At 62.9% G+C, this 19,470-nt stretch carries 11 protein-coding genes and 1 pseudogene; 1 reads left to right on the top strand and 11 read right to left on the bottom strand.

What is annotated here, in order from left to right:
- Positions 1-645 precede the first annotated feature (645 nt).
- From ACIBI5_RS53995 to ACIBI5_RS53980, 4 genes are all read right to left on the bottom strand, one after another.
- Positions 646-3,585, bottom strand: coding sequence for an RNaseH domain-containing protein (locus tag ACIBI5_RS53995; protein ID WP_397259576.1), 2,940 nt, complete (start codon positions 3,583-3,585; stop codon positions 646-648).
- Positions 3,586-3,616: 31 nt separating this feature from the next.
- On the bottom strand, positions 3,617-6,937 hold the full coding sequence (locus ACIBI5_RS53990; RefSeq protein WP_397259574.1) for a hypothetical protein: 3,321 nt from the start codon (positions 6,935-6,937) through the stop codon (positions 3,617-3,619).
- A complete protein-coding gene (locus ACIBI5_RS53985; protein ID WP_397259572.1) occupies positions 6,934-8,205 on the bottom strand; it encodes a hypothetical protein in 1,272 nt (423 codons plus the stop codon). Before ACIBI5_RS53985 ends, ACIBI5_RS53990 begins: the two co-directional genes overlap by 4 nt.
- Before the next feature lie 62 nt (positions 8,206-8,267).
- Positions 8,268-9,650 carry a helix-turn-helix transcriptional regulator gene (locus tag ACIBI5_RS53980; protein ID WP_397259570.1) on the bottom strand — a complete coding sequence of 461 codons (1,383 nt, stop codon included), beginning with the start codon at positions 9,648-9,650 and terminating at the stop codon, positions 8,268-8,270.
- A gap of 349 nt (positions 9,651-9,999) precedes the next feature.
- Between ACIBI5_RS53980 and ACIBI5_RS53975 the strand changes: the two genes are divergently transcribed.
- Complete coding sequence (locus tag ACIBI5_RS53975) at positions 10,000-10,128, top strand: ATP-binding protein (protein WP_397259568.1); 129 nt, start codon at positions 10,000-10,002, stop codon at positions 10,126-10,128.
- 173 nt (positions 10,129-10,301) lie between these two features.
- On the opposite strand, the gene ACIBI5_RS53970 is transcribed toward ACIBI5_RS53975, so the two are convergent.
- The 7 genes and pseudogenes from ACIBI5_RS53970 to ACIBI5_RS53940 all read right to left on the bottom strand — a co-directional run.
- Complete coding sequence (locus tag ACIBI5_RS53970; protein WP_397259566.1) at positions 10,302-12,293, bottom strand: hypothetical protein; 1,992 nt, start codon at positions 12,291-12,293, stop codon at positions 10,302-10,304.
- Between the two features lie 139 nt (positions 12,294-12,432).
- Positions 12,433-13,380 (bottom strand): DUF3883 domain-containing protein, encoded by a 948-nt coding sequence (locus tag ACIBI5_RS53965; RefSeq protein ID WP_397259564.1) that lies wholly within the window; start codon positions 13,378-13,380, stop codon positions 12,433-12,435.
- A 6-nt stretch (positions 13,381-13,386) separates the two neighbouring features.
- Positions 13,387-15,276 carry a DEAD/DEAH box helicase gene (locus ACIBI5_RS53960; protein ID WP_397259562.1) on the bottom strand — a complete coding sequence of 630 codons (1,890 nt, stop codon included), beginning with the start codon at positions 15,274-15,276 and terminating at the stop codon, positions 13,387-13,389.
- Entirely contained in the window at positions 15,273-16,736 is a 1,464-nt protein-coding gene (locus tag ACIBI5_RS53955) for a hypothetical protein (RefSeq protein ID WP_397259560.1), read from the bottom strand. Before ACIBI5_RS53955 ends, ACIBI5_RS53960 begins: the two co-directional genes overlap by 4 nt.
- A complete protein-coding gene (locus ACIBI5_RS53950; RefSeq protein ID WP_397259558.1) occupies positions 16,733-17,980 on the bottom strand; it encodes a hypothetical protein in 1,248 nt (415 codons plus the stop codon). The genes ACIBI5_RS53955 and ACIBI5_RS53950 overlap by 4 nt, the downstream gene beginning before the upstream one ends.
- Before the next feature lie 480 nt (positions 17,981-18,460).
- On the bottom strand, positions 18,461-19,126 hold the full coding sequence (locus ACIBI5_RS53945) for a WbqC family protein (RefSeq protein WP_397259578.1): 666 nt from the start codon (positions 19,124-19,126) through the stop codon (positions 18,461-18,463).
- A 91-nt stretch (positions 19,127-19,217) separates the two neighbouring features.
- A pseudogene (locus tag ACIBI5_RS53940) lies at positions 19,218-19,470 on the bottom strand (YdcF family protein); the annotation flags it as partial.

Below are 19,470 nucleotides of genomic sequence, written 5' to 3'. Positions count from 1 at the left end.
GCCGAAGAGCAACCAGCGAGCAACCAACGGCCCGTCTCGGCCCTGTCAGAAGGCTACGAGAACCGAGAAAGCCCAGGTCAGATGGGGTATCGAGTAGTAGGGCGCCCGGGGCTCGAACCCGGAACCTACGGATTAAAAGACGACAGATTCTATGCCGAACGATGTCGCGCGATATTCAATTGTGTCACTATGTCGAATTCTATCGCATTTAAAATGTCTGAAAATGTCGGCGTGTGCCGGTGGGTATCGATAGCCGAAGAGCACGCGACGAGCACGCGGCCCGCTATGCGGTCCATCATTGTGCGCTCTTGACGGTTTGATCTGTCCCGAATTCGGGCGGCGACGGAGGCGGAAGACCCTATTTACCTTCTCTTGCCAGTGGGTGATGGCGTTTGCTGCGGGTTGTCGTTCGGCTCGGTTACTACAAGCGGTCGTGAGGCGTCAGTCTCGTGAAGACATTCGCTGCCAACGTGGCGAGGGAGACGGTGTGAAGCAAGGGTGCTCGCTTCGGCTGAGGCGGCGACGACTCGCTGAATCGGCCATGGAGACGGTTCCTGCTCAGCCACGACGGCGCCAAGTACCAGTTCGGCGTCTGGGTTGGCCATCCCCGGCCCCAGTTGATCGCTTTCCTGATGCTCGCGCAGCCTATTCGCTGGCAGCATCGTCGTCGTCTTCCGGCGGTGCTGACCGTCGGTACTGAGGATGGTCGAGATCCATCTGTTTCGCTGCGTGCAGAGGCACGGGATAGCGGGAACGGTCAGACCAGGCGATGGTCTGGTGGCACAGACGCGCGGTTGCGCGAGCAAGCATCGTCTTGTCGATGCCATTGGTGGTACCAACAGGGTAGATCTCGGTTGCCGTCATGGCGTACCACGGGCTTTTGAGCTGGTTAGTCTCCCGTTCGCCGATCGCGCCGGCCCTGCCCGGATCCGCGTCCCAGCGTGTGAAGGTCCTGCCCAGGTCTCCGCCCTTTGCCTGATAGTTGCGCGGGACGTTGAAGAGGACCCAGAAGGGGTCTCCGAAGTCCACCTTGGCGCGGTGCAGCTTGGCCGATGTGAAAGCGATCGAATCCGGCTCAGTGTCCGAGTCGCTCTCACGAGCAACAGGAACGTACTGGGGCACCTCTTCGGGTTCGACGTTCATCCGGATGACGGCGCTCGGCCTCTTGCGCGGTGCGTTCTTGCCGTTGCCATGCCCTGGCAGCCAGGTGCGCGGATCGGTGATGTCACCTTCGTCGTAGCTCTGGTTCTCGTTGTGCAGGCCCGTCCACATTCGACGGCAGGCAAGCCCGTCGACCATGACGACGTACCTCATGTCGGGTTCCAACTCGTCGCGGACGAGGCTTGCGAGGGCGTCTTCGACGTGGGCCGCTGCCTCTGCCCAGCGTTCCTTGTCCGATTTGGCCTTCCCATCAACATGAAGTGCGTAGTCACTTGCGTGGAAAGCGGTGATCGCCTTCCGGTACGGTACCCAGGATCCCGTTAGCGGTGTCCACGCTCGCATTGTCCAGACACCTCCCTCCTCTTCGGGAGGGAACAGGGCAGTGGCGAGGACGATTCGCTTGGTCTGTTTGTCGTCGACCGTCTTGGCCTGTCGGCGCACGTGGATGCCGCAGTAGACGATACTTCCGGCCTCTTTGCCTTTCTTGTCCTTGGCGATGGCTCGCGCTAGGCGCTGATCGATGATGCCGAGCGAGCGATACAGATCCAGAAGTGCCATGTAGGCGGCGTGATCTTTACCCTGCAGCGGCGGGCTGATCTCTGTGGCGGGATTTCCGAACGACCCCTGCTTCATCCCCTTCGTGAACTGGCAGACGAAGTCCTTTTTGGCCAGAAGGCGGCGGACTTGGAATTTTCCGTCATACTGCTCCTTTCGGAGCAAGTATGCGTTCCGCTTCTCTCCTTCTCTCCTTTTCACAAGCGGGATCTCGGTCTCGCACCAGGCAGCGACCATTACGTTCGAGTCGCTACCAGCGAAGTCGCCTTCGAAGGATCTGAACTCCTCGATCCGGTTGATGTCGTCGCCGTGCGACAGGAAACGCTCAGCCTTGCGGAATACCACGCTGATGCCGGGAACGAGGTGGACCTCCTCGCCTGACTGTGGATCACTGATGGACGCGCCGTCCGGGAAGGCCAAGGACAGCGCATTGATCATGCGCAGGCGGGTGCTGTGGCGGTACCAGAGGCAGACGATTCGCAGGTGATCGAAGCGTTGAGCGCTGACGGAAGCGGCAATCTCCTCGGATGAGGGAAAGCCGATGCTGTGGAGGAGCTCGCCGTCTTCGATCCGTTGAGCCCGTTCCTGAGAGGACATCTTCTGTTTGTCGGTGGGGCGGGGCTCGAAGTTCATCGGCTCCACCGCGAAGCTCAGCCAGTTGGCTTTCTCTCCGAGCACCTTGGTGACATGCTCCGCGAGAAGCCGCAGATGAAGGGTCCCTGGTCCCGTGCCGACTGCGAAGTTATCGTTCTTCGGCATGAGGGGGCGGATAGTGCCGGCGTCGGGAGTGATGAACGATGGGAATTCCCCATTTGTGTCGGCCTTCTCGAGCACAGTCCGTTCGTGCGTGAGGCGTGCCTGAAGTTCCTGCAAAAGACTGACGTCCATCTTGTCGCGCGCGAGCAACTCCAGCGCCCGATGGTTGACTTCTCGGACGCTACCGCTGCGCACCAGTTCGGTGTAGAGGATCGGAAGACCGTCGCTGCCCTGGTAGATGTTCGTCGACTTGGCGAAGACCATGTTGCTGTGGACGCGTGTAACGTGCGCGTCCAGGAAGATGACGGGGTCGACGACGTTAGGCACGGTCTTCATGACTACCGAGAATCTGGACATTGCGTACTGGGCTGCGGTGGCATCCTTCACCATGGTCCCGTCGTCACGAATGTTGTACTTGCGCCCGAAGGGGTGGTCCCACGCGATGAGCCCACCACTGCTGTCGGGGAGGTATGCGACCTCCCGCTTATTCGGGTTGGCCTTCCAGCCCTTCGTGTGGTTCTTGAAGACTTGCTGGCGGTCAGCGTCCAATTTGAGAGAGCCGTCCGTCTCCTTGGCAGGAACCTGATCAGTGATCGGGACGAGGTCATAGATAGTGAACTTCTGCTCAGCGAGCTTCCTGGAGACTACCCAAGGCACGGCCACGTACATCCAGTCGGGACACTTAGGCTGCCTGCCCTGCATCGGTCTGAGAAACCGTGCCATCTCGAACTCCACCTCAGACGTGCTCGCGATGGCCTCGGCCACCGGCGGGACGTCTAGGAGGATGGTCTGATCGGTGGACAGTCCCCTGCTGTAGCCGACGATGCACCGGAAGATATGGCGCAGGGTGTCGTCGTCGATCTTCTCCAGCGAGACCAGGAAGTTGAGGCCCCGGTCGAGGTGGACGTAGCCGCCGGTTTTGAATTTCAGGTAAGTGATGGCGGTTGAGTAAGGCAGGTTCCTCTTCTCGTCGTCCCCTTCCCCTCTCAGCTTCTCCCATTCGTCGCGCACGCTCCGTGGGAAGTTGCGTACGTACACTTTCTGACCCTGAACGAGTTCGGGGGTACAGCGCAGGGTGAGAGCCCGCGGAAGGGCAGCAGTGTTGTCGCTCAATGCTGTGACTCTTTCGGGATGAAGCGCTGGGCTATGCGGAAAGGGTGAGGTCGACGCCTGCGTAGGCTAGGAAGGCGTTGACCGCTTCGCCGTACAGTTCGGTCATCTGCCGGCGTTCTTCCGGCAGCCATCGTGAGGCCATGCGTTCGATGATGCTGGCCAGGTCGGAACTCCAGGTCTCATCGTGGAAGGCATAGTCCACAAAGTGCAGTTCCATGTTGGTGCCGCCGCGTCGAGCTCGGCCAGCGAGCTGGATGAGGGACACCAGCATTCCGGCGACCATTTGCTCTTGAAGGATGAGGTCCATGGTCGACAGCTGCGGGGAGGAACGCATGATGGTGGCCAGGTGATCTCGTGCTGTGGTGCGGGCCGTTTGCAGAACCTCGATTGGATCTGCGGCACCTGAGGTGGGTAGTGAGTTGATGCCTGCTGCGTTGACGCTGCCGTACATCCAAGCAGGATCATCGATGATCAGCGGGGGCCTCACGCACAAATAGATGGAGTGGATGGCTGAACGAAGGTTGACGACGATGTTAAGTCCTCTGGCAATGTTAGCCAGGGGAGCAATCAGGATGTCGCCGAAATGGGGAAATTCCTCCACCTCTTCGACCGTGATGCGGCGGACCAGTGACGGGTCGGGGAGGTGGCGGACGTTACTGAGACGATCTTCCTCCCGAACGAGGACGCACACCTTGTGAGAGAGCCCTTTCGCCTTGGCGAGGCCGGTGGCGATGTGGCCGCACTGCTCGTAGCTGTTGGCTGTAAGGATCACTCGTGCACGATCCTTATCGGTCTCAGTCTTGGCCAGGCGTGCGAGTTTCTTAGACAATTTCGTCTCGTAGAGGCGCTCGCCGATCTCTCGCAGGGCTTCGGGTTTGTCCGAAGGGAACTGGCCAGCGATCGGGATGCGTTCCCCGGCCTTTCTGTGCCCCTCCCCGTAAGTGACAGCCGAGGACTCAACCAAGATCGATTCTTCTTGGGCGTCGGTCATCCACCACATGACGGGCGCGTGGACGTGTTCCTTGACCGCCTGGGGGAAGTAGGCAGTGGCCGAAAGGCCGAAGATAGGCCGCTCCACGCCGGCGGTGATCAGAGAGACCAGCCCACCGAGCTCCGAGACGTAGGTGTGCGGGTCGCCAGCCATATGCTGCGTGGAAAGCTTGGCGTCCTTCTCCGGGTTCTTCATGCCGGTGACCCGATAGCCGTTTATCGGCCTACCGATCATTCCATGCGGGAGGACGTCGGCGATGCCGCCGGAGTGCATGGTGTCGATGATGCGGTTGGCGGAGAGTAGGTCGGAGTGGCGCAGAGACTGTGCGGTGTCGCGTAGCTGGGCAAGAGACCAGTCCAGTTCGCTCATCAAGGTGCGGATGAGGAGGTGGTCGATCGCCCGGCTGCGTGCACGCCCGTCGCTGATCATCGGCGTGAGCGCTTCGTGCAGCCTGAGTTTGAGTTCGTCGCGCTGGTTGATGCCGCGTGGTGACACGGCTGTGCCGAGGATGCGCCTGACGCGCTCCCATTCGGGGTCCAGAAGTATGGGTGCGAGGGCTGCCTCGTCATCTGCACCGAAGTCGGGGGCGGGTACGAGAGCGTTGAGCCGATCGATAGCGTCGATCGGAAGCGGCTCTCCATCGCCTACCTGGTGTTCGGGGAAGAGCAGGCGTACGAGTTCGCGGTCCTTGGCACGAGCTAGGCGCCATCCTTCGTAGTCATATTCGTGACGCAGCCTCGGGACTTTAGAGTCGTCGCGGTGGTTGAGCCGGAATACCTTGGTGCACAGTCCGGTCAGCAATGACTCTGCCATGAGCCGGACGTGGCTGACCGGTTCGATGAGCTGGTCCTCGTATCGCAGGGGAAGGTGCTTGGCTGCAGTGTCGAGAATTTGCGGTTCTGCGGTCCACGGGCGCCGGGAGTGCAGGTCGACGGTGGTGGCGCACCGATCTACGGCGACGGACTGGAAGGCATCGATCTCGTCGATGATGACGAAGTCGCTGGCGCGAAGCACGAACTCGCGGACGGTGACAGAACGGACCGGGCGTCCATCGATCTGGATGCCAACCCGCATGGTGCCTTGGATGAAGTTGTGGTGATTCGTGACGATCACTGCGGCATGAGCCGCCTGGTAGGCGGGCGTGAACTTGCCGCAGGTCGGGATCCAGGGGCAGGCCAATGCCTGTCCGCCGCTGTGGAGACTGAGGCAGTTTTCCCTGCCGGGACGGTAGATGCCGGCAGACTCGAGCCAGTGCTGCTGCGCGCATCCGTAGGCGAGTTGATCGACGTCACGGTGCCCTCGCTTGCCCCATTCCCCGGGGGCCTCGGGGTCTTCCTTGACCAAAGAGGCATGCTTGAGGGCCCGCTCGTACCGCGAGGACGGCGACATCAGTGGGGCGCAGGTGGCGAGATGGCTGATCTTGCCTTCCCTGTGCAAGATCTCCAGGTCGCGGTTGATATCCCAGGCCGAGGCGAGGGTGGCTTTCACGTCGGGGACGAGAAGGGCGACGCGGTAGTCGTTGAGCGCGGCCCAAGAGCCTAGGAGGCGAACCAATACAGACTTACCGGTTCCCGTGGGTGCATGGAAGATCTGCGTTCGGCCCGTCAGGAGGTCCAGCACGTTGACGCTGTCGGTATCGCGAGCCTTGAGCCGGTCGAGCAGAGCTGTCAGCACCTTGTACAGCCAGGGGCCTGTTTTCGTGCCGTCGTACTGCGTGTCCAGAAGTTGTGCGATGTCCTTGAGTTCCTGGACGGTCACTCGGACCGAACCCAGGCCAGGGCGGGTGGTGATGGCGGGAAGCGAATCGTGGCCCAGCGGCTGGGTGAAAGCGGGAAAGCGGGGGATGATGACGCGCCCGTGAACAATCTCATTGCCTTCGGTGCGTTCGCTCGTCTCGTATGTCTTGCCCGGCGCTGCGAACTCGTGGGGCTTGCGTCGGCTGCTGGGTCGGCGGAAGGGAGCCAGAAGGCGATTGGCGTAGCCGAGGTAGTCCTCTCCCAGATGGGGATGGGCAGCAGTCGCGGTGAGCGGATCCCCGACCAGGGTGAACAGGTTGAGCGGGATCTCCTCATCCTCGTGTTCGGCGTCCAGGGCTCCAAGGAGAATCCGCGCTGCGGTAGCGAAACGGTTTTCGTCGACGAGGTCGGGATTGCCGAGGTTCATCACCTCCGCCACAAGCAGCCGTTCCTCATTGCTCAGCTCGTTCCATCGCTCCCACGCCTGTGGCTTGCGGCTGGCGAAGAAAGCCGCATGGCGGAAAGTGGCCACAGGCTTGCCGTTGTCATCCTGCTCTGGGAAGTATTCGGCGGCGAGAGCCAGCGCGGCATGGATGAAAGCGTCCTTGGCGGTTATCTGACTCATGCCCACTCCACCCCGGCGCTCCGGCAGACCATCTGGGCAAAGTTGGTCATGGTCGCGACCTTCATTCTGTACTTGTCGCAGGTCACAGTGAGAAGAGGGATTTGGTCGGCTCGGTGGTCGGGAACGACGAGCCATTCGGCGCCGCCCTTGTCACCTTCATTGCGATGTAGGCTCTGCGCCAGGACACGGCCATGGGTGTAATCCTTCACATCCACGGTGAAGACGTGAGTGCTCCCATCGGGGCCTCTGACCTCGATGCGATGGTCGTACGCATCGCTCATCGGCCAGAGCCTGACGGTCTCGTCCACATCTACATGATTGGCGGCCAGCCGCTCACGCAAGACGGAGTGCAACCGCAACTCGTGCAGGCCAGGCACGCAGGTGTATCGCCACACTCCGCGCTTGAGGGCCAAATGTCCTTCCACTGGCCTCGCCTCTGGCACGGCACCGACAGCACCGAGCGCGAGTGCCGCCTCGCGCGGAGCGGGAGTGTCGGGGCTGTCAGAGTGCAGCTGTGGCGCATCTCCGGATGTCGGCCGGAACATGAAGCTGGCACCGATCTCTGCGTGACGGGCGTAGAGGCAGGCGACGCGATAGTACTCGCGGCCCGCACTCATCCGCTTGCTGATCTTCATGGGCCACTTACACACCGTGCAGGGGAACCACCAGGTGCGATAGATGGCGTGGTAGGGGATCGCCTCGTAGTAGGCGATCGCGTTGAGAGGCAGGCCGCGCCCATTCAGCTCAGCGGCCGTGCCAGCAGGGCATTCCACCAGCGTGGAACGGTCCTTGACGTACTGGGTGGCGCCGCGGCCTTTGAGGATCTCGTACATCTGATCCTGATCGATCTCGTCCTGGAGTTGTGCCTCCGTGAACCGCATCCCGCCGGTCCTCCGAAGCCGCTTCAAGATCCGGTGCAGCTGAGAGATCTCCCACTGCAGGTCGAAGGCGTCGGCGGTGACGCAACCCTCGGCATCGACTACAGGGAAGTTGAGATCGTCGAAGTCCGAGCGGTCCAGCCACGGCGGGAGCAGTCCGTCGATCGGCCCGCGCAGTCTTTCGCGGAGCTCGCCGAACGACAACGGCACTCCAGGGCCGTAAGCGGCGAGTAGGTCGCCGTGATACCGCATCAGCTTCTCGGCCCGGTGCCTCGGATTCAGGCCCGGGGTCGCCATCGTCTCGCAGGCTTTGATGAAGGTGAAGTTGATTAGGCGGAACGCCTCGAAATGAGAGAACGTCAGGCCGTCATCGTCGGCATGGGTCGTCACCGGAGACACCATAGAGCACGGGTCTGACAAAACCCGGAACAGCTTCGAGCGGCCCTAAATGATCACCGATTCGAAGGGGTAACATTTGGATAGATATCTGTGTATATGTGAAGGTATGCGGCAATATGCTGCCGTCCGAGCGCAGTGGCGTGCCACCGGTACTCAATGACGTGCGTATCACCTGGCGCCATTCGGGGGTGGAGCTCGATGAATCCTCTGCTGGGGTGCGCTTGCCGTTTGGGCCTGTAGCCGACAGCCAGATAGAACAAAGACTTACCAGCCAACTCGCTCTCATGAAGGCCCTCTACGCCGGTGCTGGCGACACGCAGCAGGACGCCCCACAGCCATTCGGACAGCAGATGTGCCGGTGTCGCCGACTCTGCAGGTTCCCCCAGCCCAGCACGCGCGCAGGCACGGCCCCTGCGAGTGATCTCCACCAGAGTGCGATCTACCTCGCCGACCCCGGCAATCTCCACGCGGTCCTTGGCCACCTTGACCAAGCCCAGCCGTTCCAGGGCGTGGAGAGTAGCTCCGGCGCCCTGATCGTGAAGGCCAGCGCCCCGCAGGCGCAACTGAAGGCGGGTGTGTCCGACCAGCTTGGCGGGTGCGTCGAGGGAAAACGGTAGCTTCCGCCACAGCCTGGCCGGCGGAACCCGGGCCTGGTTCTGACGGCGCATCCACATTTCAGCCTCGGTCATCCGGTCGTCTCGCAGGATCTCGCCGAGATAGACCCGCTGCCGATCGTTCAAACCCTCCCAGCCCTCGACAGCTGAGGTCGGCGGACCGCGTCGCTCATGTTCGGGCAGGCTTGGAGGCTCATCCATGGGCCGAGTACGCATCCACGCGTCCATGACCATACGCACTGGCACCTCATACAAGGCGGCCAACTGCTGCACAAGCCGGCCCGTGCACTCCGGCTTCCTCCAGCTCCACCCAGACACCTGACGATTCCGCTCCAGGCTGCGGATCTTGTGGGCGTCCACGAACAACTCACCGCCGACGGCAGTGGCGCGAAGTCGGGTGGCGGCCTCCTCCGCAGTGAGACCAGCGGCATACCTGAGGTCAACCAACATCTCGGTCCCGCTGCGTGTACCCGTGAGGTCGGCGGTGACACAGCCGAGAGCATGAGCGAGACGTCGCATGTTTCTGGCTTCGGGCACATACCTGCCCTCCTCCCAATAGACCACCAGGCGATATGTGACCCCCACGCGATCGGCAAGCTCTTGTGGCGTGAGTCCAGCCTGCTCACGCAGCGCCCGGATCTTGGTGTGCTCGACGGACAGCAGACGTCTCGACATACCCTCAGCAGACTTCAGTGAAGACTTCATTGCAACTACCGCTGGACGCCGAACCTGGACACCACCACGACCAACCTGCTCAAAAGGCAACTCGGTGCCGCATTTCGCCGCCACTGCGGCATCTGCCCAGAAGTCAAAACGGCTCACCGACCTGCCCGTGGATGAAGGATGCGGTGAGCCGTTGGCTGAGGTGCCTTGAAGTTTCCCGATTGTCCGGAAAACTTCAAGGCACCTCAAACCTTGCGATCATGCTGTGATCAACAGTCGCCGCACAGAGATGAAAGCGGATCACTGGTGTTAATGCTGCTCAGTGGGTAGGTCTGGACGCGGCGTGTGCTTGGCCTTCCAGCCCGCCACAGCCGCCAATATTGTAGGAAGCAGAGGCAGGGTGATCGCCTCGACCCAATCGGGCAGGAACGCGATCATCGACAGGTCGTCAGCCACTGCCTGTAGCACCGCTATGCCAGCGATGCCGACCGGCTAGGACGCCAGAGACATGGTCTCGACCTTGGCCACCGCGACAGTTGATCGCCTCCTGCATCACGCTCATGTCGTGGTGACGCAGGGCGTCAGTTTCCGGCTCACCGAGGCCATCAGAGGCAGGGAGCTGAAGCTCCTCACCTGACCCGCGCCTTAGAAGAATCATGCGGATCACATGGGGAGCTTTGCTATCCATGGGGAAGTTTGCTGTCGGCCGACGGGAGGCATCCGCTGTCCGCCACCGCGGAGATCAAGGCTTCCATTGGCAATCACCCCGTTCGTCAACGACCCCATCCCGTCCGGACCCGGGGGTATCACTCATGTGACACGCTCGATGGGCGTAATAAAGGGGTGCTCTGACAACGTCTTGTGGACCTCGGATCGCCATCCGTCCTTGAGGTCGCCAACTCGCAGGAACATGTCGGCGACGACGCTGAGGAACCGTCGTTCGTCAGTGAGCGGGATGTCTGGAGAGGGACGCGGCCCGTGCTGCTCGACGGCAGAAGGTCCAGCCGGAACGAGGTCGAGTATGAGGTCGAGGGTGCAGGCCCGCACGCCCCGCTTTGCATGGTCGGTCTCGTTCTCGCTGTGGACCAACTCGCAGCCCACCGCGCGCAGGCCAGCGCTTTGCAGCGCGCCGAAGACGGCGACCCAGGCGCGCGGGCTTCGATTGGCGTAGCTAAAGACGAGATGTCCGTCCGGTCGAAGTGTACGTCGAGCCTCTTTGAAGATGCGGCCGAGCAGCGCCTCGTAGGCGCCGTCGTCGACGAGTTGGCCGGTGGCGCTATTGACCACGGCTTCGCCGGTGAGTGCCTCGTTAGTGAGCTTCTCGTTCGCGAGACGAGCCCACGCGCGCAGGGGGCCGGACAATTCTGCGTACTGAACGTCGTCGTGGTACGGCGGATCGGTCAGAACCAGGTGCACGGACTTCGACGGTAGGACCATCTGCTCGCTGCTGCCTTCGACAACGCGTACGTCCCACTCCTTCATGGCGGTGGCCGGTGTGCTACTGGTGAGCGGGCCTTGGACGAGCAGCTCACGGCCGGTCTTCTCATGCAACCATGCCGCGGACTTGACGAGCTGGTTGAGGCGTCGCAGGACGGTTCCGCGGCCGCGGCCGACACCGCCCCAAACGTTCGGCTCGACAGCCAGGGTCGTGAGGTTGAATCGATGGCCTGCCATTGATTCAAAGCTCTTGAGGTAGAACCGGTCCCAGCGGGACAGGTGCCCGGCCATCTCGGCGCTTCCGATGACGGCCAGTTCCGCCGCGCGCAGGACTGAAGGATCTTTCGAACAGCGGCTCGCCAGATCGAGCATGCGCTCGAGCATGTGGCGCTGCCGGTCCGGGTACAGGTCCTGCCAGCGCTGGAAGCCGTGACGGGTGAGTACGCTCGTTTCTTGGCCTGGCAGGATCGGTCCCAGGTCGTGTGCCGGTTGCCATGCACTCGAGTCGGCCCGCTCGCGTTCGGCCTCGGTAGGGATGTCCACCTCACGTGCGGTGCGGCTGGACCGGTCGACGAGGACGATCTCCCATTGCCAGGTCTTGGCACGATCGGCGAGGCGATCGATTTTGCCGCATTCGCCGCAGGTGATCATCCGCATCGGGGTGTAGGTGGCTGTCGGCTCGACTAGGACGTGGCAGGTCGGGCAGCGTCGACGTTTATCGGAATTCGCTGAGAAGAGGTGGCCACGCCGACAGGCCAGCCATGCTTGGGGGTTTCCACTCTCTTTGCGGACTCGCAGCGATACAAGCGCGTGGGGGAACATGCGTGCGCGCCGAGCGCAGCCGGTGCACTCGCCCGTGGCCACTCGGATCGTGTGGGAGACGACGCCTCTCGTCCCGTTGGTGAGGGTCGTGCCGTAGGCGGCCTCGACCTCGGTATGGACCCACTGCTCGATCGTCGATGCCGCCTCGCGGAGTTTGTCCGGTGCGGGAAGCCCGAGCATTGCGGTGAGACCGGCGGCCGGCCAGGGGTTTAGGTCCTGGGCGTACACCTGGTGGCCTCGCGCAACGGCTGCGAGCGGGATGACGCCGCCTCCGGCGAACATGTCGGCAACGAGAAGCCGGCCAGGCATCATTACGTTGAACGCGTCGATGATGGCACCGTTGACGGCACTCGTCCGCCGTGCCCACCAGCGGTAGGTGCTGACCGGCGGAAGGTGAACCTCTCGATTGCGGCTCTCGGCTCGTGCCTCCTCGCTGACCTTGCGATAGTCGAGTCCGCCGAGAGGGCTGCGAAGTGGTTCAGGCTGCGAGGACGATGGGACCGACGGTTGTGGGTCGATCGTCGGGGCCGTCATCGCGGTCATGTCCATCCTATGTTCACTCACTGAACCGTCCCGGGCGTTGATATCACGGACGTGCGGGGAAGCGTGTCGTACACCCGAATAACCGATCATGTTACGACGCCATTCGCCCGATCGGGAGTCGCCCCTATGTAGCACCAGATCAGCTCGGTTCGTTCGGTTGCTTGAGCGGAAGACCGGGCCGCAGACACTGGGCACTGATCGTGATCCGGCATGACGCCCAGCGTCCTCGAAGCTGGCCTCGGCCGAGTGGCGGGTCTGTGGGCAGCGCCTGGGCGAAATCGCCGTGTGTAAGCCAGCCGACCACTTGCATTACCGGTTCAGTGATGGTGGGATCACGTTCCCGCCGGGTGACCACCAGTGACCAGCGCGGATCGCGTTCGGCGACAGTGGCCTCATTCCGGCTGATGAAGAACTCCACCCAGCCTGGTGGTGCCGAGGTCGCCTTGACCTCGAGGCGGTGACGCTGGCCGGCGGCATCCGGGCTGGCGATGTCATAGCCTAATGTGTCGTCGATCAGGCTGACCTGGGCCACATCGGCGAGCATGTGCTGCATACCGGCACTGCGTAGATGGGTCCGGCATGCCTCAAGTACCGCCTGCTCACCTTCGTCCCCGAATTCTTGTAGCACCTGAAGATCAACTTTTCTGGCTGCGGCAAGCAGCAGCGCGTCGCGTTCGCGCACGTCTTCGAAGGTCGAAGCAAGCGCGGTGGCCACGTCGAACGGCACGAGTTCCCAGCGGACCTCATCAGTCGTCGCCATCTGCGCCAGCCACACCTCGCGCTGGTCGGTCAGAATCCTGAAGAGCAGGGCCTCAACGAACGTGTCCACCGGCAATCGGGCCATGGCCATCAGGTCGTCGGACGGAACGACAAGGTCTCCCCGGGTCGCGAGCAGGCCAGCGCGCGAGAGCAGGCGTTCGCCCTCGGCGAGACTACGGTGATCGTGCAGTGCGCCTGTTGCGAGGCTGCGGTAGCTCCGGTCGAGGGCGGGTCGGAGTTCGCCATCCGGCTTAAGCAGCCGAGCTACGTAGAACGCCGCCTGGAGGTGCCGGTGACTCGGATGAACCGGGAGCGGCTCGGGCAACACCGTAGCTCACTTACCCTGGCCGCTGATGTGGGCAAGCAACGCGGCCATGTCTGCATCGCTCTCGATCGGAGATCCGTAGTCCTCGTCGTCAGGCAGCGACATCCGAACAAGTTCCTTGTCGTCCAGAGCGCGAGCAAGGTTGGTGGCCTTGTCCCGGATTCGCGTGTCAACGACCTGATCGACGGTGTCATCCGTGATCATAAAAAGCAAAGTAGCGCGCTTGTTGGGATCCATGCCAAGCCTGTGGATGCGGTCGATGCTCTGTAGGTAGTGGCCAGCGTTGAAGGTTCTGTCGAAGTAGACCGCGTCATGGCAGTCATGGTGAAGGCTGACGCCTTCGCTCATCGCCGCGGGATTGGCGAGCAGGACCTTGCAGTCGTCGTCCTGGCGGAAGCGCCGCAGCTCCGACTCCCGAGTGATCGCCGCAGTCGGCGCGCTCGAGACGGACGGGACCCCGCCATGGATCATGGCGGGCTGGTAATCGGCCAGCCACCGTTTCAGACCTTCAAGGTTGGAAACGAAGTTCGACCACACCAGCGTCTTGCGGGGACCGGCCGGATCAGCGACGTTCTGAGCAATGATCTCCAAGAGGCGGGTGAACTTGGGGGGCGTCTCGTAGCGGCTATAGCCGACGATCATCTCCCACAATCGGCTCCCGGGTTCGACGGGCAACGGTGGATGGGCAAACTCACCGGGTAGGTCACGTGACCCGACCGCAAGCAGCTGCGGGTTGCTCGCCGCCTCGAGCAAGTACATGACGATCGTGCCCATGCGGGCCAGCTCGACGCGGTCATTCATCGACACGCGCAGCATACCTGCGTAGCGATCGCGGAGACTCGAATAGATCTCCCGCTGCAAGCCACTCAACGGGACTACGACCCGCCCAAGTGTGGGCCGAGGCAGCTCCAGCTCACTCTTCGTGGTGCGCACGAAGAGCGGCCTTATGGCTCGGTTGATTGCGTGGAGTGTTTCCGGCTGGGGGTTCTTCGTCATCACCTCGGCCGGCAGGATCCGCCGCGACTGCCCTGGCCACAAGAACTCACAGAGGGCGACAAAGTCCTGGGCTGACTGCGGAGCGGGCGTCCCCGTCAGGATGTCCCGCCGTGACGCGGAAAACGCAAGGTCGAGACACGCGCTACCGTGCTGGCCGATGCGGCCCGCCTTCATCCGATGCGCCTCATCGAGCAGCACCAAGGTCCGCCGTCTACGGACCCACTTGGTGAGCTCGCTGAGGTAGGCCGCCAAACGGTGATAGTTAACCAGCAGGATCTCAGCGTCCTGGCTGCCCGGCGTCCCGAACACCTTGATGACCGGGGCCATCCCCGGCTTGAAGCACTCCCCGATCTCCGTCTCCCATGCGTCGAACGCCGAGAGCGGCGCAACCACTAGGAGCTGGTCGACTTTCCCAGCGCGGTGCTCCGCCTCATAGACGGCGTATGCCACAGATGTCTTACCAGCGCCGGGTACGGAAAAGTTCGCGCCGTGCGCCAGACCGAGTAGTTTGGCGGCGTCGCGAAGTTGGAACGGCTTGAGCGGCCTGGCGAAGCGGCTCCCGTTGAGGCGGCGTTCCACGTCGTCGGGGGTAATCGGCGCGTTGATCTCTTGACGTGCGCGTTCAAGCTGCCTGCGTTCAAGCTTGATCGTCGTGATGATGGCCTCGGCGGCAGGCGCCCACGCGATATCGACGTTGTAGCGGTTACAAGCTGGGCCCAGCCAGCCGATGTTCTCGCGGAATCGTTCGAGCGGTACCCGGACGGACCGGGCTGGGTCGCCGTCGTAGCCCCACTCGACGCGCAGCTGGCCCCAGAACACGTCCGGGACGGCGCCGACCTTCTGGGCAAGGACCACGTTCGCCGCAGGGTCGAAGTCGAGCGAGATAGCCGGACCGTCGGTCACAGTCGATTCTCCGCGGCGGCGAATCCGCGTTCTGCAAGGTAATGCAGCAGTTCATCGTGCGAGCGCAGGTAGGCTTCGAATGCGCGCTCGAGCGCTATCCGATCCGGCTGATCGCCGTCGTCCTCAAGCTCGTCGTACGCCCGACGTACCCGGTCACATGCGGTACCAGCAGCGTTCAACTGACGCCGCGGAAGGTCGAGGGCGTCCTGGCCTTGATCGTCCTGCGCCTTGCTGTCCGCAGCTGTCTGCATCGCAGCCTTGACCGCGTCGAAGAACGTATTTTTCGGCAGCCTCGTGGTGCCCTCAGCGGTCGGTATCTCCACTTCGGCGTCCCAGTCGGTGTCGCCGTCGACCCTGCTGTGGCGGACGAGCACATCGAACAGCGGCCGCAGGGTGACCTCCTGCCCGAGTTGATCAACAGGCGAGTCCTCGCTGAGGTCATCGAGGACAGAAAGCCCTCCCAGGTCTGCGCGGGGGACTTCCTGTTGTCCAATCGCCAGAGACTTCGCGGCAGACCGCAAGTTCGGCTCTTCCTCGAGCGCCTGGAGCACGTAACTATCCAGATACGACTCATCGATGTGCCTTACCCGGCGGTAGTCCATCCCGGCGAGGAGACCGACGAGTTTCGCCTGCTTGACGCGGCGCGCCGCATCCGAGCCTTTACGCGCGACCATCCTGCGGTAGGACTCGTCGATCTCGATCAAGTTCTGCCGGTCGTTGTCGAAGTCGGGCCAGTGCAGCGCTCCGCTGCTTGCGGCGATCAGTTCCTCGATGATCTGTCGAAGTCGGTCCTCAGCTTCCACTTCTTCGGCGGCCGCACGTCGATCCTTCACAGATGTCGGATCGTAGTGTGGCTTCATCTTCACGCCGATTTCGTCCGGCTTCAGGTTGGAGTCCAGCAGATCCTTGATGAACAGTAACTGATTCGTGAACGAGTACGGCTGCTGATAGTTCTGCTGCATCTGGTACTTGAACTCCAGCTGCATAATCTCGGTGCTGTCGGCGTTATCTGGCAGCACCTGGACCTTGATAAACGCGAAGGCGCTCTCGTGCCGTACCTCCTCGTGCAGATCTCGCAAGGCAACCGCTCTGGTGTTTGCATTGACCAGCACGCCCTCGTGCGTGATGAGCCCCGGCTCGCGCTGCTTGTCGTGGCGGATCATGGCCTTGACCTCGTTGTAGCCGCTGGTCTGCCGAATGAGGTCGGCCAGTAGCTGTTGCGCTTCCTCACTGTGAGGGTTGGTATCGATGATGGTTCCGCTGGCCCCGAGACTCTCGACCTGGGCGCGTACGCGGTGCGTGCGGTGGTTGAGTAGAACATCACCCACCGGGACGGTGACCACGGGCAGCATGATGTCCCCGCCGCGCCATTCGAACGGTCTGCGTTCAGTCTGATCCGTGACTGCCGCCTTGGCTGCCGCAATGACCTCGCGCCGGGCCTGCTGGGTCAGCGAACTCATGGGCGAGGCTCCAATGGACCGTCAACCGAGGCGGTGGGCTGTACGCCGCGATTCTGCCCGACCGGTAGAAGGATTTCACCTTGAGCAACTATGCCGCTGAGCGCGTCCGCAAGCTCAGGGACTGTCCGCTCTGTGTAGATTCGTCCATTAAACGGACGAGCGAGTTCGGCCGTGGTATTCCGTTCCGCCCATCCCGGGCCTACCAACACCACGCTGCAAGCGATGCCAAGGCGCGCCGGAAGCGTCCCAAGCCTAGCTCCGCTCTTCCTTGCCGTTCCGCCGTCCCGTGCGACCGAGACGGCGACCGCGTGCGTCAGTGCCGGAGAATGCACCAGCACGGCGAGTTGCCCGCCCTCGTTACGTCCGTCCTCCGCAGCAGCGGTCGGGTTGGCTCCCACCCGTGTCAACAGCTCCCGTGACGCCGCGTTCATGGCAAGCCTGTGATAGGGCACCGACCGCTTGTCAAGCAGCTTGCATAGAGAGGTCGTTACCGCAGCTTGCACCTTCTTGCCCGTGCTGCTCCTGTGGGCGACCCATGCACTGCCAACTGCTCGCTGGGTTAGCAGAAGCTCATATGGGACACCGTTGGCCCTCATCTGCTCAACCAATGCCCATCCGCGTTGCCGCTCAGGCACGTCGTCGATCTCGGGCAGCAGGTGTTCAACCGGCCGGGCCGGCTGGGCAGCGGGACTGCTCGCCGTTACTTGGCCGGTGATGACTGCATCGATGACGTCAAAGACCGCCTTCAACTGGTCGTTCTTCCATTTGCCGCGGAGATTGGTGGGGACCGACGCATCGCGGACCCTGGCGCGCAAATCTCGGTAGGACAAGCCGGCCGCTGCGCAAAGCGCGGTTACGACGTTGCAGTCGTCCTGTTGTGCAGCGATGACGGCGGCCAGCGTAACGCTAGCCAGGGTCCGAGTCGCGGTCCTGGCGGCCAGCGCGTCAAGGGCAGCCCTGTACTGCGCCGGCCGCAGCACCTCATCGAGCGCGAGGAGCTCCTGGCTCGGATCCAGTTCGGAAACCACCTCGGACCGGCAGACCTGCCGAATCACCCGGCTAGCCAGCCCTCGGAGGTCGGCCGCCAGCGCCTGATCCTCGAGTGTCAGCAACGAAGCCAGCAGTTTCGGCAGATCGATCGGCCGAGGCACCGCGCGCTCCTCGGCTAGCCATGCCAGCGCATCCTTGGTGGAGGTTCTCCGGGTGACTTGCCTAATGTAGGCCTCGGCGTCTTGCAGGTCCAACCTAGATCCTTTCGAACGCACGAGACGAACAACAGGATTTCACCGGACACGCACTGTGGTCGCTCACGCCGGGCAGCGATGAACGAATCGGTCCGAGCTTCCGATTCTGCCGCACGACGACGAGGAACGCCTCCCCAATCGAAGTACGGACCACCACATTTTGGGCTGGTAGGCCGCATCAGTCAAAGGCGTGGGAGCTGGCTGTTAGTGATCTGCTGCGAGGCAAACCATGGCGGGGCCGTGCCCTCGACGCTGCGATCGCAAAGCCTCGTTCGTCGACGAGATCAACGCGCGGGCTGGTGTCCCAGGGGCGGTGCTTAGAGTGGCTGCGCATGGTGTGAGACCGCCGCTTGAGCAGCCGCCACTATGACCTTCGGCCCACCTCCGGGGGATCCGAGGAGTGCAGGGTGGGCAGACTCACGGACGGTGGGTAGCCCGGCGGCTGTACTGGTTGCTTCTGTCTCATGCGGGAGAGACCCCTCAGCGGGCGTGCCCGGCGGTCTTCGTCGACGAGGACGCCGACTGGTTCTCTGCCCGAGCTTGGTGGAGAAGCTCAGCGGCCAGCAGGTCCGGTCCCAGCATCATGAGAGCGTTCAGGGCGGTAATCCGCCGCGCCTGCCCCCATAGCCCGCTTACGCCACCCGGCTGGAACGGCACCACCCGAATGCCGAGCTCCTGAAACGGGGCCATATCGAGGTACTTCATCCCGCCCGTGCCGCAAAGGTAGGTTCGGCCACCGGAGATAGCCGGGAGGTCAGCGAGCCGCGTCGAACGGCCGGGCCGTGACGGCAGGCTGCTGCTGGCGACCGCCCTTCCTGGCCAGCCCAGCAGGTCCACCAGCAGAAGCGTCGAGGCGGTGGCCACCTCGGCGACCGACGCGGTGTCGTCGAAGAGGTCGAGGATGGCGCGGAGTCGGTCGCGAACCTCCGACCAGTGCGGGCTGCTCTTGTAGTGCTCGGGCAGCATGTGCGCGAGGCGCCGCCGGCACCGGCCGGGGTCGGCGAGGGCGGCGTCACGGATCAAGGTTGCCCGCCCTCCCGGCAGACGAGTGGCCAACGTGAGCCACCGCTGCCGGTTGGCGTCGTCGAGTGCAGCCAGGCGGGCCCGGTGCTGGTAGTCGCGGCTGTTGAACTGGACGTCGTCCAGGATGATTCACCGATCGGCCGCATATAGCTTGGCCAGTGTGAACGGGTTCGGCTGGTGGATGGCCGCGACGAGCCCGCCCGCCGTCAGCAGTTCAAGAGGTAATGAGGCGGCTGTCGTACCCGGCATGGATGAGAGCCTCATAGGCGTCAAGCACCTCTTCCGGAACGTGCTGCTCGATGGCGTATCCCTGTTTGGGGTAGTCGATGATGCGTTGGAGGTCGCCGACGAGCATGTCCAGCACCAGCCGGACATCGCCGATGGACTTGAGGTAGGCGTCGAACTCCAGCGGCTCTGAGGTGCACACCACCTCGGCCTCGGGCCATGCCTTGCGGGCGGTGGCGTAG

The organism is Nonomuraea sp. NPDC050540, assembly GCF_044457485.1.
Classification (GTDB): Bacteria; Actinomycetota; Actinomycetes; order Streptosporangiales; family Streptosporangiaceae; genus Nonomuraea.
This window is presented reverse-complemented; position numbering and strand designations above follow the sequence as displayed.